This is a genomic window from Mycolicibacterium tokaiense (assembly GCF_010725885.1).
GTDB lineage: Bacteria > Actinomycetota > Actinomycetes > Mycobacteriales > Mycobacteriaceae > Mycobacterium > Mycobacterium tokaiense.
On the sequence record NZ_AP022600.1, the window covers coordinates 1,244,161 to 1,257,667 of the forward strand.

The 13,507-nt window shown below is 67.2% G+C and carries 13 protein-coding genes; 3 read left to right on the top strand and 10 right to left on the bottom strand.

Features of this window, described 5'->3' with window-relative positions; translation table 11 throughout:
- Window positions 1-7 precede the first annotated feature (7 nt).
- The 6 genes from G6N58_RS05950 to G6N58_RS05975 all read right to left on the bottom strand — a co-directional run bounded on the left by G6N58_RS05950 (window position 8) and on the right by G6N58_RS05975 (window position 5,706).
- Window positions 8-751: an SDR family NAD(P)-dependent oxidoreductase gene (locus G6N58_RS05950; RefSeq protein ID WP_068919008.1), complete on the bottom strand. Its 744-nt coding sequence runs from the start codon at window positions 749-751 to the stop codon at window positions 8-10.
- 13 nt (window positions 752-764) lie between these two features.
- The gene (locus G6N58_RS05955) at window positions 765-2,309 is read right to left on the bottom strand and encodes a tripartite tricarboxylate transporter permease (RefSeq protein WP_115279373.1); all 1,545 of its coding nucleotides are present in this window, start codon (window positions 2,307-2,309) and stop codon (window positions 765-767) included.
- The gene (locus G6N58_RS05960; protein WP_163907943.1) at window positions 2,309-2,803 is read right to left on the bottom strand and encodes a tripartite tricarboxylate transporter TctB family protein; all 495 of its coding nucleotides are present in this window, start codon (window positions 2,801-2,803) and stop codon (window positions 2,309-2,311) included. Before G6N58_RS05960 ends, G6N58_RS05955 begins: the two co-directional genes overlap by 1 nt.
- Window positions 2,787-3,788 carry a Bug family tripartite tricarboxylate transporter substrate binding protein gene (locus tag G6N58_RS05965; protein WP_115279371.1) on the bottom strand — a complete coding sequence of 334 codons (1,002 nt, stop codon included), beginning with the start codon at window positions 3,786-3,788 and terminating at the stop codon, window positions 2,787-2,789. The genes G6N58_RS05960 and G6N58_RS05965 overlap by 17 nt, the downstream gene beginning before the upstream one ends.
- 311 nt (window positions 3,789-4,099) lie before the next feature.
- Complete coding sequence (locus tag G6N58_RS05970; RefSeq protein ID WP_068919012.1) at window positions 4,100-4,951, bottom strand: IclR family transcriptional regulator; 852 nt, start codon at window positions 4,949-4,951, stop codon at window positions 4,100-4,102.
- A 14-nt stretch (window positions 4,952-4,965) separates the two neighbouring features.
- Window positions 4,966-5,706, bottom strand: a complete 741-nt coding sequence (locus G6N58_RS05975) for a GntR family transcriptional regulator (RefSeq protein ID WP_068919013.1) — start codon at window positions 5,704-5,706, stop codon at window positions 4,966-4,968.
- 292 nt (window positions 5,707-5,998) lie between these two features.
- Here G6N58_RS05975 and G6N58_RS05980 point away from each other — a divergent pair, with 292 nt between their 5' ends.
- A complete protein-coding gene (locus G6N58_RS05980; protein WP_068920205.1) occupies window positions 5,999-6,640 on the top strand; it encodes a GntR family transcriptional regulator in 642 nt (213 codons plus the stop codon).
- On the opposite strand, the gene G6N58_RS05985 is transcribed toward G6N58_RS05980, so the two are convergent.
- The 4 genes from G6N58_RS05985 to G6N58_RS06000 are packed head-to-tail and all read right to left on the bottom strand — an operon-like array spanning window position 6,637 to window position 10,616.
- Window positions 6,637-7,452, bottom strand: a complete 816-nt coding sequence (locus G6N58_RS05985; protein ID WP_115279370.1) for an HpcH/HpaI aldolase/citrate lyase family protein — start codon at window positions 7,450-7,452, stop codon at window positions 6,637-6,639. The genes G6N58_RS05980 and G6N58_RS05985 overlap by 4 nt on opposite strands.
- Window positions 7,449-8,300: an HTD2 family dehydratase gene (locus G6N58_RS05990; protein ID WP_115279369.1), complete on the bottom strand. Its 852-nt coding sequence runs from the start codon at window positions 8,298-8,300 to the stop codon at window positions 7,449-7,451. Before G6N58_RS05990 ends, G6N58_RS05985 begins: the two co-directional genes overlap by 4 nt.
- Before the next feature lies 1 nt (window position 8,301).
- On the bottom strand, window positions 8,302-9,453 hold the full coding sequence (locus G6N58_RS05995; protein ID WP_172545103.1) for a CaiB/BaiF CoA transferase family protein: 1,152 nt from the start codon (window positions 9,451-9,453) through the stop codon (window positions 8,302-8,304).
- An 8-nt stretch (window positions 9,454-9,461) separates the two neighbouring features.
- Window positions 9,462-10,616: an acyl-CoA dehydrogenase family protein gene (locus tag G6N58_RS06000; RefSeq protein ID WP_068920207.1), complete on the bottom strand. Its 1,155-nt coding sequence runs from the start codon at window positions 10,614-10,616 to the stop codon at window positions 9,462-9,464.
- Window positions 10,617-10,720: 104 nt separating this feature from the next.
- Between G6N58_RS06000 and G6N58_RS06005 the strand changes: the two genes are divergently transcribed.
- Together G6N58_RS06005 and G6N58_RS06010 are read left to right on the top strand one after the other, a co-directional pair.
- Window positions 10,721-11,521, top strand: coding sequence for a bestrophin-like domain (locus G6N58_RS06005; RefSeq protein ID WP_083230943.1), 801 nt, complete (start codon window positions 10,721-10,723; stop codon window positions 11,519-11,521).
- Between the two features lie 59 nt (window positions 11,522-11,580).
- Window positions 11,581-13,497: a flavin-containing monooxygenase gene (locus G6N58_RS06010; protein ID WP_115281764.1), complete on the top strand. Its 1,917-nt coding sequence runs from the start codon at window positions 11,581-11,583 to the stop codon at window positions 13,495-13,497.
- Window positions 13,498-13,507: the final 10 nt, after the last annotated feature.

Here is a 13,507-nt window from a genome sequence, read left to right on the forward strand (position 1 = left end):
GGCTGAGTCACATGTATGCGCCGCCGTTGACGGAGATGACCTGGCCGGTGATGTATCCGGCATCCTCGCTGCAGAGAAAGGACACGGCGCCGGCGACGTCCTCGACGGTGCCGATGCGCCCGACAGCATTGCCGGCGGCGTGTAGGTGTTGGTAATGCTGTTCGGCGACGGCGGAGTCACCCAGGCCCGGCCTGCGGGCGGTGTCGATGTGGCCCGGCGAGATGGCATTCACCGTCACCCCTGATCCGTCGGCCTCGTGCGCACATGCCTTCGTCAGACCGATCAATCCGGACTTGGCCGCCACCACCGGCGTTCGTCCCGAGGCACCTGCCTGGCCGGACATACCGGCGATGTTGACGACGCGTCCCCAGCCCCGCTCACGCATCTGGGGCAGTACGGCCCTGGTGGTCAGGAACGCACCGGTGAGGACGGTGCTCATCACGGCGTCCCAGTTCTGCACCGTCATGGACTCGATGGGCCCGTGTGCTCGGATGCCGGCATTGTTGATCACCGCATCGACTGCGCCCCAATCTGTTTCGATCTCACCGATCAGCCTCGTCACGTCCGTCTCGGCACCGATGTCGCCGGCGAACCACCGAACGGACTCCGGAGCGGCCAGGCTGTCTGCGGCGGCGGCGACACTCTGGGCGTCGCGGCCGGTCAGACAGACCCTCCAGCCGTCGTGCAGCATCCGACGGGCGATGGCCAAGCCGATGTTGCGACTGGCCCCCGTCACTATTGCGGCCCGCACCGGGGCCTCCTCTCTAGTTGTGCTGATGCACTGACTCATCGACGGCGGCCCGCTCCCGGCGCTTGGCGCGGACGTTCGAGACGGCCATGAACGCCAGCGCCGCGACCAGCAGTGCCCACAGGATGTTCACCATCACCGAACCGAAGAAGTAACCCGGGCCATCGGCCAGCTGGAGACTTCGCAGCAGGTATTCCTCGGCCAGCGGACCCAGGATGATCCCGAGGATCAGCGGGATCACCGGATAACCGTTGAGCCGCAACATCAGTCCGAGCACACCGAAGAACAGCGCCAGCCCCACATCGAAGATCGAGTTGCGGATGGCGTACACGCCGACCATGGACATGAACAGCACCGTCGGCACCAGGAACGCCAGCGGCACCCTGGTCACCAGCGCCAAGGGTCCGGCCAGTAGTACCCCCAGCGGCAGGATCAGCACGCTGGCCACGATCAGGGCCAGTGCCACGGCGTACACCTCACCGCTGTTCTCCTGCAGCACCCGGGGGCCGGGCTGGATCCCCTGTAGGTAGAACGCTGCGAGCACCACGGCCATGGTGGCGCTGCCGGGGATGCCGAGGGTGAATGTCGGGATCAGGCTCGCACTGGCCACTGCGTTGTCACACGCTTCGGAGGCAATGATGCCCTTGTGGCTGCCCTTGCCGAACTCTTCCGGGGTCTTGGAGCGCCGCTTTTCGAAGGAGTAGCTGATGAAGTTCGCCACAGCCGCACCGAGGCCGGGGATGATCCCGAGCACGATGCCGACACCGCTGGAACGTGCCACCGCGCCCGGCTGCTTCAAGGTGGCCTTCACGCCGTCGATGGCATCCTTGGTCTCTTTGCGCAGGCCGCCAGCGGTGACAGTCTGCTCTGTCTGCCGTTGCGCCATCAGCTTCGACCCCACCAACATCAGCATCTCGGTGATGGCGAACACGCCGATCAGTGCGGCCAGGAAGGGCACTCCGTCATAGAGCTGCAATTCGCCGAAGGTGAATCGGGTTTCGGCCGTCGCGGGGCTCACGCCCACCACCGCTATCAACAGGCCGAGCAGTCCCACCATCAGGCCCTTGCGGGCCGAACCGCCCATCAGTGACGATGCCACCACCAGTCCCAGCACGATGATGGCGAACATCTCCCGGGCACCGAACTTCAGCGACAGCGCACCCAGCGGCTGCAGCAGGAACAGCACGATGAAGCCACTGAGAACACCGCCGAGGACCGAGGCCATCCGGGCGATGCCAATGGCCAGGCCGGCTTGGCCCTTCTTGGCCAGCGGATAGCCGTCCAGCGCGGTCACAGCAGAGCCTGCCTCACCGGGCACGTTGAACAGGATGGCGGGCACGGCGCCGCCGAATTGTGCTCCCGCGTAGATGCTCACGATGAGCACCAGGGAGTTCTCCAGCGGCAGGGTGATCGCAAACGGCAGCAGCAGCGCCGCGGTGTTGGAGGTGCTCAGGCCCGGCAGCACACCGACGATGAAGCCGACCGACACACCGACCACGAGCCACATCAACGGTGCGGGCTGCATCAGCAGCGACAGTCCTGCGGTGATGTTGTCGAGCATCAGAAACCCCTGGCCAGTGGTAGGGGCACGCCGATCACGAGCGTGAACAGGACGTAGCCGAGTCCGATCACAACGACGGGATACCCGATGAGTACCAACGGCTTTCGCACGCCCATGATCCACAGGCCGCCGATCAGCATCAACGCCGCGGCCGGGTAGAAGCCGATGGGATTGACCAGCCACACGGTGACCGCGATCAGCGCTGCGAAACCTGCCACCCGCCAGACCACCAGGCGGCCGTACTCGGGGTCGGGTTCTTCGTCACCCGTACGCTCCCGCAGGTCCGCGATCACGTTCCACAGTCCGACGCCGATCAACAGTGCGGCCAGCACCCGCGGATAACCCTTGTCGGCCGGATTCAGGTCCACCGACAGCATCCAGGTCAACGCTCCGACGACGATGGCGATGAGGCCCGGAGTGGCCGCCAGCCCCACTGCGGCCACGGCGTTCGGCGCCGGCGATGCCGTCGCGACGGGCTCAGCCGGCGAAGGCATTCGGGTTCGCCTGCAGGAGTTCTTCGATGTCGGTCTGCGACTGCTGTGCCAGATCCTCGAGTTCATCCGGGGTCAGGTAGGACACCTTGCCCGCTTCACCCAACTGTTCCAGGTTGGCCAGGTACTCCTCGTTCTCCAGTGAGGCCTTGAGCCCGTCGACCAGGGCCTGATACCGCTCGGGGTTGCCGTCGCGGCACTCGGCCGAGGCAAAGAGTACGTAGTTCGAGGCATTCGCGGGCAGGTCGACACCGAGCGCCTCGTTGATGGGCGGGGCGTCATCGGTGACCTCAGGCCATTTGTTCTCGGGCTGACTGACCGCGATCACCCGCGAATCATCGGCAATGGCAAGGCTGTTGAACACGCCCGCGTGGGTGGCGTCCACTTCTCCGCTGATCAGGGCAGTGCGCGACGGTCCGCCACCGTCGTAGCCGATGATGTTGAGGTCGATGCCGAGATCGCGCTCCATCTGCAGCAGGGCGATGTAGTTGTTGCTCTGCAGATCCGAGACACTGACCTTGATCTGGCCGGGCCGGGCCTTGGCGTCGTCGACGAACTCCTGGACGTTCTGCCAGGGGGCGTCGTTGCGGACCCGGATCACGCCGGGTTCGATGCTGATGCCGCCGACGGGCGCGAAGCTGGACAGGTCGTAGTCGACAGCCTGGGTCATGTAGGAGAAGTTCAGGTGCGGGATGCCGTGGGTGACGATGCTCGAGCAGTCGGCGCCGTTGCTCAGCATCGTCTGGGCGCCGATGGCGTAGCCGCCGCCTTCCCGGTTCTCCACCACGGCGGTGGTGCCCAGCGCCTCGGTGAATGCCGGTTCCAATTGTCTTGTGGTGGTGTCGAATCCGCCGCCGGGCGCACTGGAGACCACCCAGCGCAACTGCGTGCCGGCGAAGTCGGTGCCGGCTTCATCCGACGCGCAGGCGGACAAAGCCAGGGCCACGGTGGCGGCGCCGGCCAATAAGCGGGTGGTGTGACGTGTCATGGGCAATCCGATCGTCTGTGATCTGGTTCATTACTCAGCATATGGCCGTACATTTTGAAGTCAAGCACCTCGTCGAGAAACTTCACTTCACAATTTGGCTGCTCAGCGCACCGAAGTTGAAGCCATACGGCACGCCACGGCCACACACAATGTTCGGCCATTGCCGCTACTGCAGGTCCTGACCGCACCCGGGAACCCCACCTGGGGACCCTCGGAACCGCACCCTCTCGGGTTCGGCAGTCTTCCCGTACAGCGGGAAGGTTATCCGTACAGCGGGAAGACTATGCCCGGCGGCGCGGGTGTGTCAACCGTCACTGCGGTGTCAGTGCCGCCTGGCCCGTCACACCAGGGGGCGTGAACCCCAGCTCGGCGGAGATGTCCGCGGCGGCGGCCAGGATGGTCGGCAGGGCGCGGTACATCCAGTCCTCGGTGACCCTGATCGCCGGCCCGGTGACACTCATCGCGGCGATCACCTCGCCGGTGTAGTCCCACAGCGGCACCGCGATGGAACGGATTCCCGCCACCCGCTCCTCGAAAGAGAAGGTGTAGCCCTTCTGCCGTACCAGGTCGATCTGCCGGACCAGCTCATCCCGGGTGACCACCGTGCTGGAGGTGATGCTCTCGAACGGGCCCTCGAGCACGTTGGCGATGGTCTGGTCGTCGGAGTACGCCAGCAACAGCCGACTGGGCGCGCCCTGATGCAGTGGGATGAACTGCCCCCACTCCGTGTAGGTGCGCCGCAGCGGCTGGGTGCTCTCCACCTGGTCGATGACAAAGCGTCCGCCGCCCTTGACCACGTGCAGGCCCACCGTTTCCCCAGTGGCGTCGCGAAGCCGCGTCATCACCGGCCGCGCGACGGCCGTCAGGTTCCCGGTGTCGCGGGCAGCGGCCGCCAGCTGCAGGATGCGGGGTCCGAGTGCGTAATTGGGCCCCACCTTGGTGACCAGACCGTGGGTGCACAACGCGGCCAGCACCCGGTGCGCAGTGCTGGTACTGAGCCCGGTCGCCCGCGCGACGTCGCTGACACCGAGCCGAAGCTGGCCGCGGGTGAAGACGTCCAGTACGGCGACTGCGCGATCCACTGCGGCGATCCCGCTCTGCGGCGCGAACACCCCGGGATCGCCGTCCCCGGTGGCAGCGGCGTTCTCATCGGCTGACGGCATCGCTCATCCCTTGCTCACGTGCGCCCGCGGCGCAGGCTGGATCGGTAGCTGTACAACGAGGTCACGAACCGCGACACCGCCAGCTCGACGGCATCGCCGCCCACGGTCCGGTACATCCGGTCGATCCGCAGCATCGGCTCGCCGGTGTCGCACTCCGCAGCGTCGGCCACCCGGGTGTCCGCCAGCGCGACGGTGATGGTCTGGTCCGCACCACCGATGGGATCGGGCAGAAGGGGGTCCAGCAGGCCGATGATGGTGCGGGAACTGCGCGCTCCACGTTGCACTTCAGGGGCGTCGGCGATGAGCGACCCGACATCGGGCGGAAGGAAGACGTCGGTGACGCAGAACGGGACGCCGAGATGCAGGCGGCGAAACGACACCGTGGTGACCGCGTCGCTCGACAGCCCGAGGCGCCCGGCGGCTTCGATGTCGATGCGCCGGGCCAGCGGCGCGAGCACCTCCATCTCGGTGTCCACCGACAGGCTCATGAGGTCCTCCACCGTCCCGAACCGCCGCAGGTACTGCGAGCCGTCCCGCGCGGCGAACGACCCGCGCCCCGGCGTTCGGGTGACCAGCCCGTCAGCCACCAGTTCCTGGTAGGCCCGGCGCACGGTCTGCCGGCTCACACCGTACTGCTGCGCCAGTTCGGCTTCGGTGGGCAGCCGCACCTCGGCATCCGGCGAACGCAACACCGTCTGCCGCAGCGACTCGGCAATGCGTTGGTAAGCCGGGCCCGCGCTCGGTTCCACCGTCATCGAGCCCTTTCCTCCCTGCGCTGTGTCGGATATGTACGCAAACCCGGCGCCACCGGTCCATGTTCCCCCTGGCTCCCCCTGGCCCACCGAAAGTGGTGTGGCCAGCGAAGACATCGGGCCAAAGCCGGTGTGCCACGAGTGACGCTACCGGAAGCGCACGTCAGCGGAGGAGCAATTGTATGTACATTTCCCCTCGCCGGGACGCCGGATACCGGCACTGCCACCACGGAAAATTGTCTATATTTGTCGGGTGAAATCCACGGCGTCGGCCGACCGCAAGCGGGGGCCGCTCATGCGCCTCAGCGACCTGGCCGCTGCGCACGTGCGCGAGCTCATCGTGTCCGGGCAACTGCGGGCCGGCGAATTCATCCGTCCCGAGGTGGTGGCCGACGAACTCGGCATCAGTGCCACCCCGGCCCGGGAAGGCCTGCTACTCCTGCAGACCGAAGGGTTCCTGACCATCGAGCCACGGCGCGGATTTTCGGTGACCGCGCTGTCCGGTGAGGACATTTGCGATGTCTACGACGCCCAGGCGCTGCTCGGTGGCGAGCTCGCCGCCCGGGCGGCTCGGGTGATCAGCACCGAGTTGGTGGACGAGTTGGAGAGCATTCAGACCGAGCTCGAACAGGCAAACGCCGATCGCGACTACGAGGCCGTGGAGCGGCTCAATCATCGCTTCCACGAGACCATCTACCGATTGGCGGGATCACGCAAGATCCGCTGGCTCATCAAGGCGACGCTGCCCTACGCGCCACGCAAGTTCTTCGCCGCCGTCGAGGGCTGGCCCGAAGCCTCCGCCGAGGACCACAGGGCCATCATCGAGCACCTGCGTTCCGGCGACGCCGAGGCCGCCCGGGGCGCCATGGCTCGGCACATCCGCCGGGCGGGTGCTCTACTGGCCGAACACCTCACTGCCAGCGGCACTCTCGGCTAGCGTCCCGCTGCGGCCAGTATCCGGCGGGCCCGCTCCACCACCGGCACGTCGATCATCTGACCGTTGACCGCGACCGCAGAACCGTCCGCGTGCTCGGCGGCCGCCAGGACTTCGCCGGCCCAGTCGATCTCGGACTCGGACGGCGCCATCGCACGGTGCACGGCCGCCACCTGGGCCGGATGGATGCACAGCTTGGCGGTCACACCCAGGCTGCGTGCGTACCTCACATCGGAGGTCACCGTGTCGGTTTCGGTGAACACCGTTGTCACCCCGTCGATCGGCGGCGCCAGGCCAGCGGCTGCGGAGGCCAGTACCAGCAGACTCCGGTGCAGCAGTAGCGCGGTGCGGTCGTCGGGGTTCACACCCAGCTCGTTGCCCAGGTCGATACTGCCGAACGCCAGCCGGGTCACACCGGCGACGGCGCTGAGCTCATGCACCGCCCGCACCCCGGCGGCGGTCTCGATCAACGGCACCAGCGGCGCGCCCGGGGCCATCTCGGTGATGCGCTCGAGCTGTTCGGCGCGTTCGGCTTTGGCCACCATCACCGGCATCCGGTGCTGCGCGACCAGTGCCAGGTCTGCGGCATGCCACGCAGTGTCCGGCGCATTGATCCGCACCATGGCCGCATTACCCGCAGCCAGCCAGGCCGCGGCGTGCTCGCGGGCGGCGTCCTTCTCCGGCGGCCCCACCGCGTCCTCGAGGTCGATGATGACGATGTCCGGTTGCGCCGCCTGAGCTTTGCCGAACCGCTGCGGACGGTTGCCCGGTACGAAGAGCAGGGTTCGGGCCAGGCGAACCAGCTCGGCGTTCATGCAAAGGCCGCGGTCGCGGTGGCGTGCATGGTCGCTGCCCCGGAGAGCACCGACAACTCCGCGGAGGCACCGCCGGGGTCGGGTGTCCCCTGGGCTCGGATGGGATCGCCGACGAACACCGGCCTCGAGAGCCGGAAGTCGAAGCCGGACAACGGACGGTCACTGTTGGCGCGGGCCAGTTCCGACATGTAGAGAGCCAGCAGCGGACCGTGCACCACCAACCCTGGGTAACCCTCGACGGCCGTGGCGTATTGCTGGTCGTAGTGGATGCGGTGGGAATTCGCGGTGAGCGCGCTGAACCGGAACAGCAACGCCGGATGGGTCTGCGGTTCGGCAACCCATGGCTGCGTCGGCGCACCCAGCGGTTCCCCGACAGCGGAGAACGAGGTGCTGCTACCGGAATCGCTGCGGTACACCAGATCCTGTTCCTCGGTCATGCGCGGGCGGCCATCCTGGCTGAACTCGTTGCGCACCGTGACGAACAGCAGTTCGCCGGTCTTGCCGTGCTTGACCTTGGTGGACACCACCTCGCAGGTACGGGTGGCCTCCCGGCCGAGCAGCAGTGGCTCGTGGATGCGCAGGCGTGCACCGGCGAACATCCGGCGGCGATCCGGGATCGGCGGGAGGAAGTGCCCGTCGCGGGGATGTCCGTCGGCCCCCAGCTCCGCGGTGGGCGGGAACTCGGTGAAATAGAACCAGTGCCACATCGGCGGCAGCGCGTCACCGTCGGCGAGACTGACGGTCAGGTCCAGCATCGCGGCCACCCGCGCGGCGTTCTCGACGCTCAGACGCTCTGTGCTGGCGAGTGGTTCGGGGCTCCAGGTACCGATGTACCGGTCCAGGGACATCTCAGCTCCTCGTCTCGACGGCGTGGCCCAGCTCCGCCAGGATTGCCGCGGTGTGCTCCCCCAGTGCCGGCACCGGGTCCATCCGTGGTTCGACCCCCAGATCCAGGGGCGGTAGCAGCGCTCGGATCGGCCCGTTCTCGGTGTGCACCGAACGCCACCGGTCCCGCGCCTCGAGCACCGGGTGTTCGAGGAACTCGCTGACCGTGTTGACCCCGGCGAACGCGATCCGCGCGGCCGTCAGCCTCTCCTCCAGCTCGGGACTGGGCCAGGCGGCGAAGGCCTCGGTGATCACCGCGTTCACCTCGCTGCGGTGCGCGACCCGCAGCGTGCTCGACGCGAACCGCGGATCCTGCGCCAGGTCGGGACGCTGCAGCACGGTGGCGCAGAAGCGCGACCACTCCGGTTCATTCTGGATGGCGATCAGGATGGTGTGCCCGTCGCCGGCATCGAAGGGGCCGTACGGAGCGATCGTGGCGTGCTGGGCACCGAAGCGGCCGGGCTGGCGGCCTGCTCCCGCGGTGAAATGGGCGGGCTGGCCGACCCATTCGGCCAGCGCCTCGAACAGCGACACCTCGATGGTGGCGCCTTCGCCGGTCATCGACCGCCGATACAGGGCCGCCAGGATGCCGCTGAAGGCGTACATGCCGGCGGCCACGTCGGCGATCGAGACACCGACCTTGGCCACCTCGTCCGGAGTGCCGGTCAACGACACCAGGCCGGTCTCGCACTGCACCAACAGGTCGTAGGCCTTGCGGTCGGCCCACGGGCCGGTGCTGCCCCAGCCGGTCACCGACACCACGATCTTGCCCGGGTCGTTTTCCCGGATCGCCTCGGCCGACAGGCCCAGGCGGGCCGCCGCTCCAGGGCCCAGGTTCTGCACCACGACGTCGGCGCGGTCGGCCAACTCATGCAGAACCTGCTGTCCCTGCTCGGTTTTGACATCGAGTGCGATGGATTCCTTGGACCGGTTGAGCCAGACGAAGTAGCTGGACGAGCCGTTCACCGAGTCGTCGTACTGCCGGGCGAAATCGCCGGAGCCAGGCCGTTCCACCTTGATCACCCGTGCACCCAGATCGGCGAGCTGGCGGGTCGCAAACGGGGCCGCCACCGCGTGCTCCAGCGACAGGACGGTCAGACCGCGCAGCGGCAGCATGTTGGTCATCACAGGGCCAGCCCGCCCCGCTTCACCAGTTGTTTGGCGATGACACCGCGCTGGATCTCGTTGGTGCCCTCGCCCACGATCATCAACGGGGCGTCGCGGAAGTACCGTTCGACGTCGTACTCGGTGGAGTAGCCATAGCCGCCGTGCACCCGCACCGCGTCCAGAGCCACCTCCATGCCCACCTCCGAGGCGAAGAGTTTGGCCATCCCCGCCTCCATGTCGACCCGGGCCCCGGAGTCGAATTTCTCTGCGGCGCTGCCCAGGAGAGCGCGGGCGGCGGAGAGCTTGGTGCCCATGTCGGCGAGCATGTTGCCCACCGATTGGTGTTGCCAGATCGGCTTGCCGAAGCTCTCGCGCTCCTGGGCGTAGCGCAGCGCATCCTCGAAGGCCGCCCGGGCCACACCGGTGGCGCGGGCGGCGACCTGCAGCCGGCCCACCTCCAGGCCCTTCATCATCTGGGCGAAACCGTCCCCTTCGGCGGCCCCCAGCAGTGCGTCGGCGGGCACCCGGCAGTCGGAGAAGTTGAGCTCACAGCTCTCCACTCCCTTGTAGCCGAGCTTGGGCAGATCCTTGGACACCGTGAAGCCCGGCACCTTCTCGACCAGCAGGATCGACACGCCCTTGTGCGCCGGTTGCGCGGCGGGGTCGGTCTTGCACATCAGAGCCACCAGCCCCGCGCGGCGGGCGTTGGTGATCCAGGTTTTGCTGCCGTTGATGACGTAGTCGTCGCCGTCCCGGCGCGCGACGGTCCGCATGGCCTGCAGGTCGGATCCGCCGCCGGGTTCGGTGAGCGCCATGGTGGTGCGTAGCTCGCCGGTGGCCATGCGCGGCAGGTACTTCTGCTTCTGTTCCTCGGTGCCGAACATGACGATCAGCTTGGACACCACGGTGTGACCGCCCATGGCACCCGCCAGGCTCATCCAGCCCCGGGCCAGCTCCTCGGTGACGGCGACGTAGCACGGCATCGAAACCTGACCGAAGCCATAGGGTTCCGGGATGGCCAACCCGAAGATCCCGATCTCCTTCATCATCTCGATGAGTTCCTCGGGGTAGGTGTTGGCGTGCTCGAGCTCGCGCACCACCGGCTTCACCTGCTTCTCGACGAACTCGCGCACCGTGTCCACGAGAGCTTTCTCCTCTGCCGACAGCACCATGCCGCCACCTCCAATCTCCATAGAAAATATTCTATGGAGACGGCAGAACGCAAGGTTTGTGGTGTCTGCACCGCCCCGGACCCGCCTGACGTGGTGAAATCCGTATGTCGATCGAGCAAAGGGGTGTCCGGGTGGTCATGCTGCTGCAGCTCCCTCCTGCCCTTCTCGGGCTCGCCTGGGTCACGATCATCGTCGCCGGCGCGGTCGGTGGGCTGATCCTGTTTCGCCGAGTGGTCCCGCATTCTCGGGTCGAGGCCGCGAATTCCGTCTCCAGCACCGTCTTTCAGCTCGGCAGCGTGTTGTATGCGGTGCTGGTCGCCTTCGTCGTGGTGGTGGTGTGGGAGCAGTTCGGCGAAGCCGAGGACGCCAGCAGGGACGAGGCCACCGCCATCTCCGACCTGTTGCGCGACTCGGCGGCACTGCCGCCGCAGAACCAGGCCGAGGCGCAGAACGCGCTGCTGGCGTACACCCGCCACGTCGTCGACGAGGAATTCCCGCGGATGCGCCACGGGGAGAAGATCTCCGACCAGTCCGACCAACTGACCGCGGTCTGGGAGGTGTACCTGAGGGTGGAACCGCGGACCCGCAATCAGATCGCCTTCTTCGACCACCAGATCGTGCGCCTGAACGACCTGGCCGGCGACCGCAAGGTGCGCACCTCCACCGCCGACGCCCAGGTGCCCGGCGAACTGTGGGTACTGCTGGTGGGCGGCGGCGCGGTGATCCTCACCTTCACGTTCCTGCTGGGTACCCGCGACCTGTTCGTGCACGCGGTCGCCGTGGGACTGACCGCCGCACTGCTCGGATTCGTGCTCTTCCTGGTGTTCGCGTTGGAGCATCCCTTTGTCGGCGAGCTGTCGGTGCCGCCCACCGTGTATGTCGACGTGCTGGAATCCTGGGGGTAGACACTTCTGCGAATCTGCCCACACGCTGTCGGCCATGCCCTAGCGTTCGGCGGGTGACCCTGCGCAATCGGCACGCCGGTGTGCCGTTCACCGACTCCGACGCCCAGATTGCCGCGGCGCTGGAGGATGTGTCGATTCCCGCCCTGCTGCTGTCGTGTGTGCACATGAGCGGCGACCCGGGTCTGCTGGACGGCCCCTTGCGGCCCGCCGGCCTGTTCCTCAACGAGGTGCAGGGTTTCATGAGCGAGGACGCCTTGACAGCCGCCCGTGCACTGGCCCTGGACATCATCTGCGACTACCGCGACCGCGGCTGCCCCGAACCCGCGCCGGTGTCACCCGAGGTACTCAAGCAGATGATGGACTGGCTGGTGTGCGAGGAGGTCTCGCCCGAGTACGTACCCATGCTGCTCGAGGAAATGGAACTCGACGGCCGCGACCAGCGGAACACCGCTCTCGCGAGCAATGCCGCCGATCGAGCCGGTTTCCCTGTGGTCGTCATCGGCGCGGGACAATCCGGGCTGCTGGCCGCCATCCGGCTGCAGCAGGCCGGCATCCCGTACACCGTCCTGGAGAAGAACCCCGGTGTCGGTGGAACATGGTGGGAGAACACCTATCCCGGCGCACGGGTGGATGTCGGCAACCACTTCTACTGCTACAGCTTCGAGCCCGACGATCACTGGACGGAGTTCTTCGCGCGCCAGCCCGAGCTGCAGTCGTACTTCCAGACGGTGATGGACCGCCACGGTGTCGCCGACCATATCCGGTTCGGCACCACGGTGACGCACGCGGAGTGGGAGGACACCACGTCGACGTGGGCCGTCCACCTGGACACCGGCGAGGTGCTCCGGGCCCGTGCGCTGATCAGCGCGGTGGGACAACTGAACTCTCCGCACGTGCCCGGGTTCGACGGCGCGGACACCTTCGCCGGCCCGGCCTTTCACACCGCCCGCTGGGACCACGGCGTCGACCTGGCCGGCAAGGACGTCGTGATGATCGGCGCGGGCGCGTCCGGCTTCCAGGTGGCCCCGGCCATCGCCGAACAGGTGGGCCACCTCACCGTCTTCCAGCGCACCGCGCAGTGGATGTTCCCCAATCCGAATTACCACGCCCCCGTCGGGCCCGGTGTCAGATGGGCGTTGCGGCACTTGCCTTTTTACGGCCGCTGGTACCGATTCCTGATCTTCTGGCCGGGCTGCGACACCGGGCTGGCCGCCGCCAAGGTGGACCCGGACTGGCCTGATCAGCAGACCGCGGTCAGCGCGGTCAACGACATGGCCCGGATGATGTTCACCGAGTGGATCACCAGTCAACTCCCCGACGATCCCGACCTGCAGGCCAAGGTGATCCCCGATTACCCGGCCACCGGTAAGCGCACCCTGCAGGACAACGGCAGCTGGTTGCGCACACTGACCCGTGACAACGTGGAGCTGGTCCGCGGCGCGGTTGCCCGGATCGATCACGACGCCGTGGTGGCTGCCGACGGCACCCGCCACCACGCAGACGTCCTGATCTACGCCACCGGTTTTCGCGTCAACGACATGCTGTCCTCACTGAGCATCAAGGGCCGCAACGGGATCGAACTCCACGACTTCTGGGGCAGCAGGCCGGCGGCCTACCTGGGTATGACGGTGCCCGGCTTCCCGAACTTCTTCTGCCTTTACGGTCCCGGCACCAACCTGGCCAGCGGTGGCAGCCTGATCTTCCACTCGGAATGCGAGATCCGCTACATCATGGGCTGTCTCGACCTCCTGGTGGCGTCCGGGTCACGTCGCATGGAACCCCGGCAGGACCGCTACGACGACTGGTACCGGCGCTGTCAGGAGGAGCTCGCCACGCTGGTGTGGTCACACCCGGCCATCAAGCACAGCTTCTACAAGGACGACGCCGGCCTGGTGCACTCACTGAGCCCGTGGCGACTGGTGGACTACTGGACCTGGACCCGCACCCCGGATGCGGCCGACTACATCCTCGAGTGAAGGTGGTGTG

What these genes read in the sequence shown, in the direction of transcription:
- G6N58_RS05955 (WP_115279373.1), bottom strand. Translation starts at nt 2,309, where the DNA reads ATGCTCGACAACATCACCGCAGGACTGTCGCTGCTGATGCAGCCCGCA.
- G6N58_RS05960 (WP_163907943.1), bottom strand. Translation starts at nt 2,803, where the DNA reads ATGCCTTCGCCGGCTGAGCCCGTCGCGACGGCATCGCCGGCGCCGAAC.
- G6N58_RS05965 (WP_115279371.1), bottom strand. Translation starts at nt 3,788, where the DNA reads ATGACACGTCACACCACCCGCTTATTGGCCGGCGCCGCCACCGTGGCC.
- G6N58_RS05970 (WP_068919012.1), bottom strand. Translation starts at nt 4,951, where the DNA reads ATGCCGTCAGCCGATGAGAACGCCGCTGCCACCGGGGACGGCGATCCC.
- G6N58_RS05975 (WP_068919013.1), bottom strand. Translation starts at nt 5,706, where the DNA reads ATGACGGTGGAACCGAGCGCGGGCCCGGCTTACCAACGCATTGCCGAG.
- G6N58_RS05980 (WP_068920205.1), top strand. Translation starts at nt 5,999, where the DNA reads ATGCGCCTCAGCGACCTGGCCGCTGCGCACGTGCGCGAGCTCATCGTG.
- G6N58_RS05985 (WP_115279370.1), bottom strand. Translation starts at nt 7,452, where the DNA reads ATGAACGCCGAGCTGGTTCGCCTGGCCCGAACCCTGCTCTTCGTACCG.
- G6N58_RS05990 (WP_115279369.1), bottom strand. Translation starts at nt 8,300, where the DNA reads ATGTCCCTGGACCGGTACATCGGTACCTGGAGCCCCGAACCACTCGCC.
- G6N58_RS05995 (WP_172545103.1), bottom strand. Translation starts at nt 9,453, where the DNA reads ATGCTGCCGCTGCGCGGTCTGACCGTCCTGTCGCTGGAGCACGCGGTG.
- G6N58_RS06000 (WP_068920207.1), bottom strand. Translation starts at nt 10,616, where the DNA reads ATGGTGCTGTCGGCAGAGGAGAAAGCTCTCGTGGACACGGTGCGCGAG.
- G6N58_RS06005 (WP_083230943.1), top strand. Translation starts at nt 10,721, where the DNA reads ATGTCGATCGAGCAAAGGGGTGTCCGGGTGGTCATGCTGCTGCAGCTC.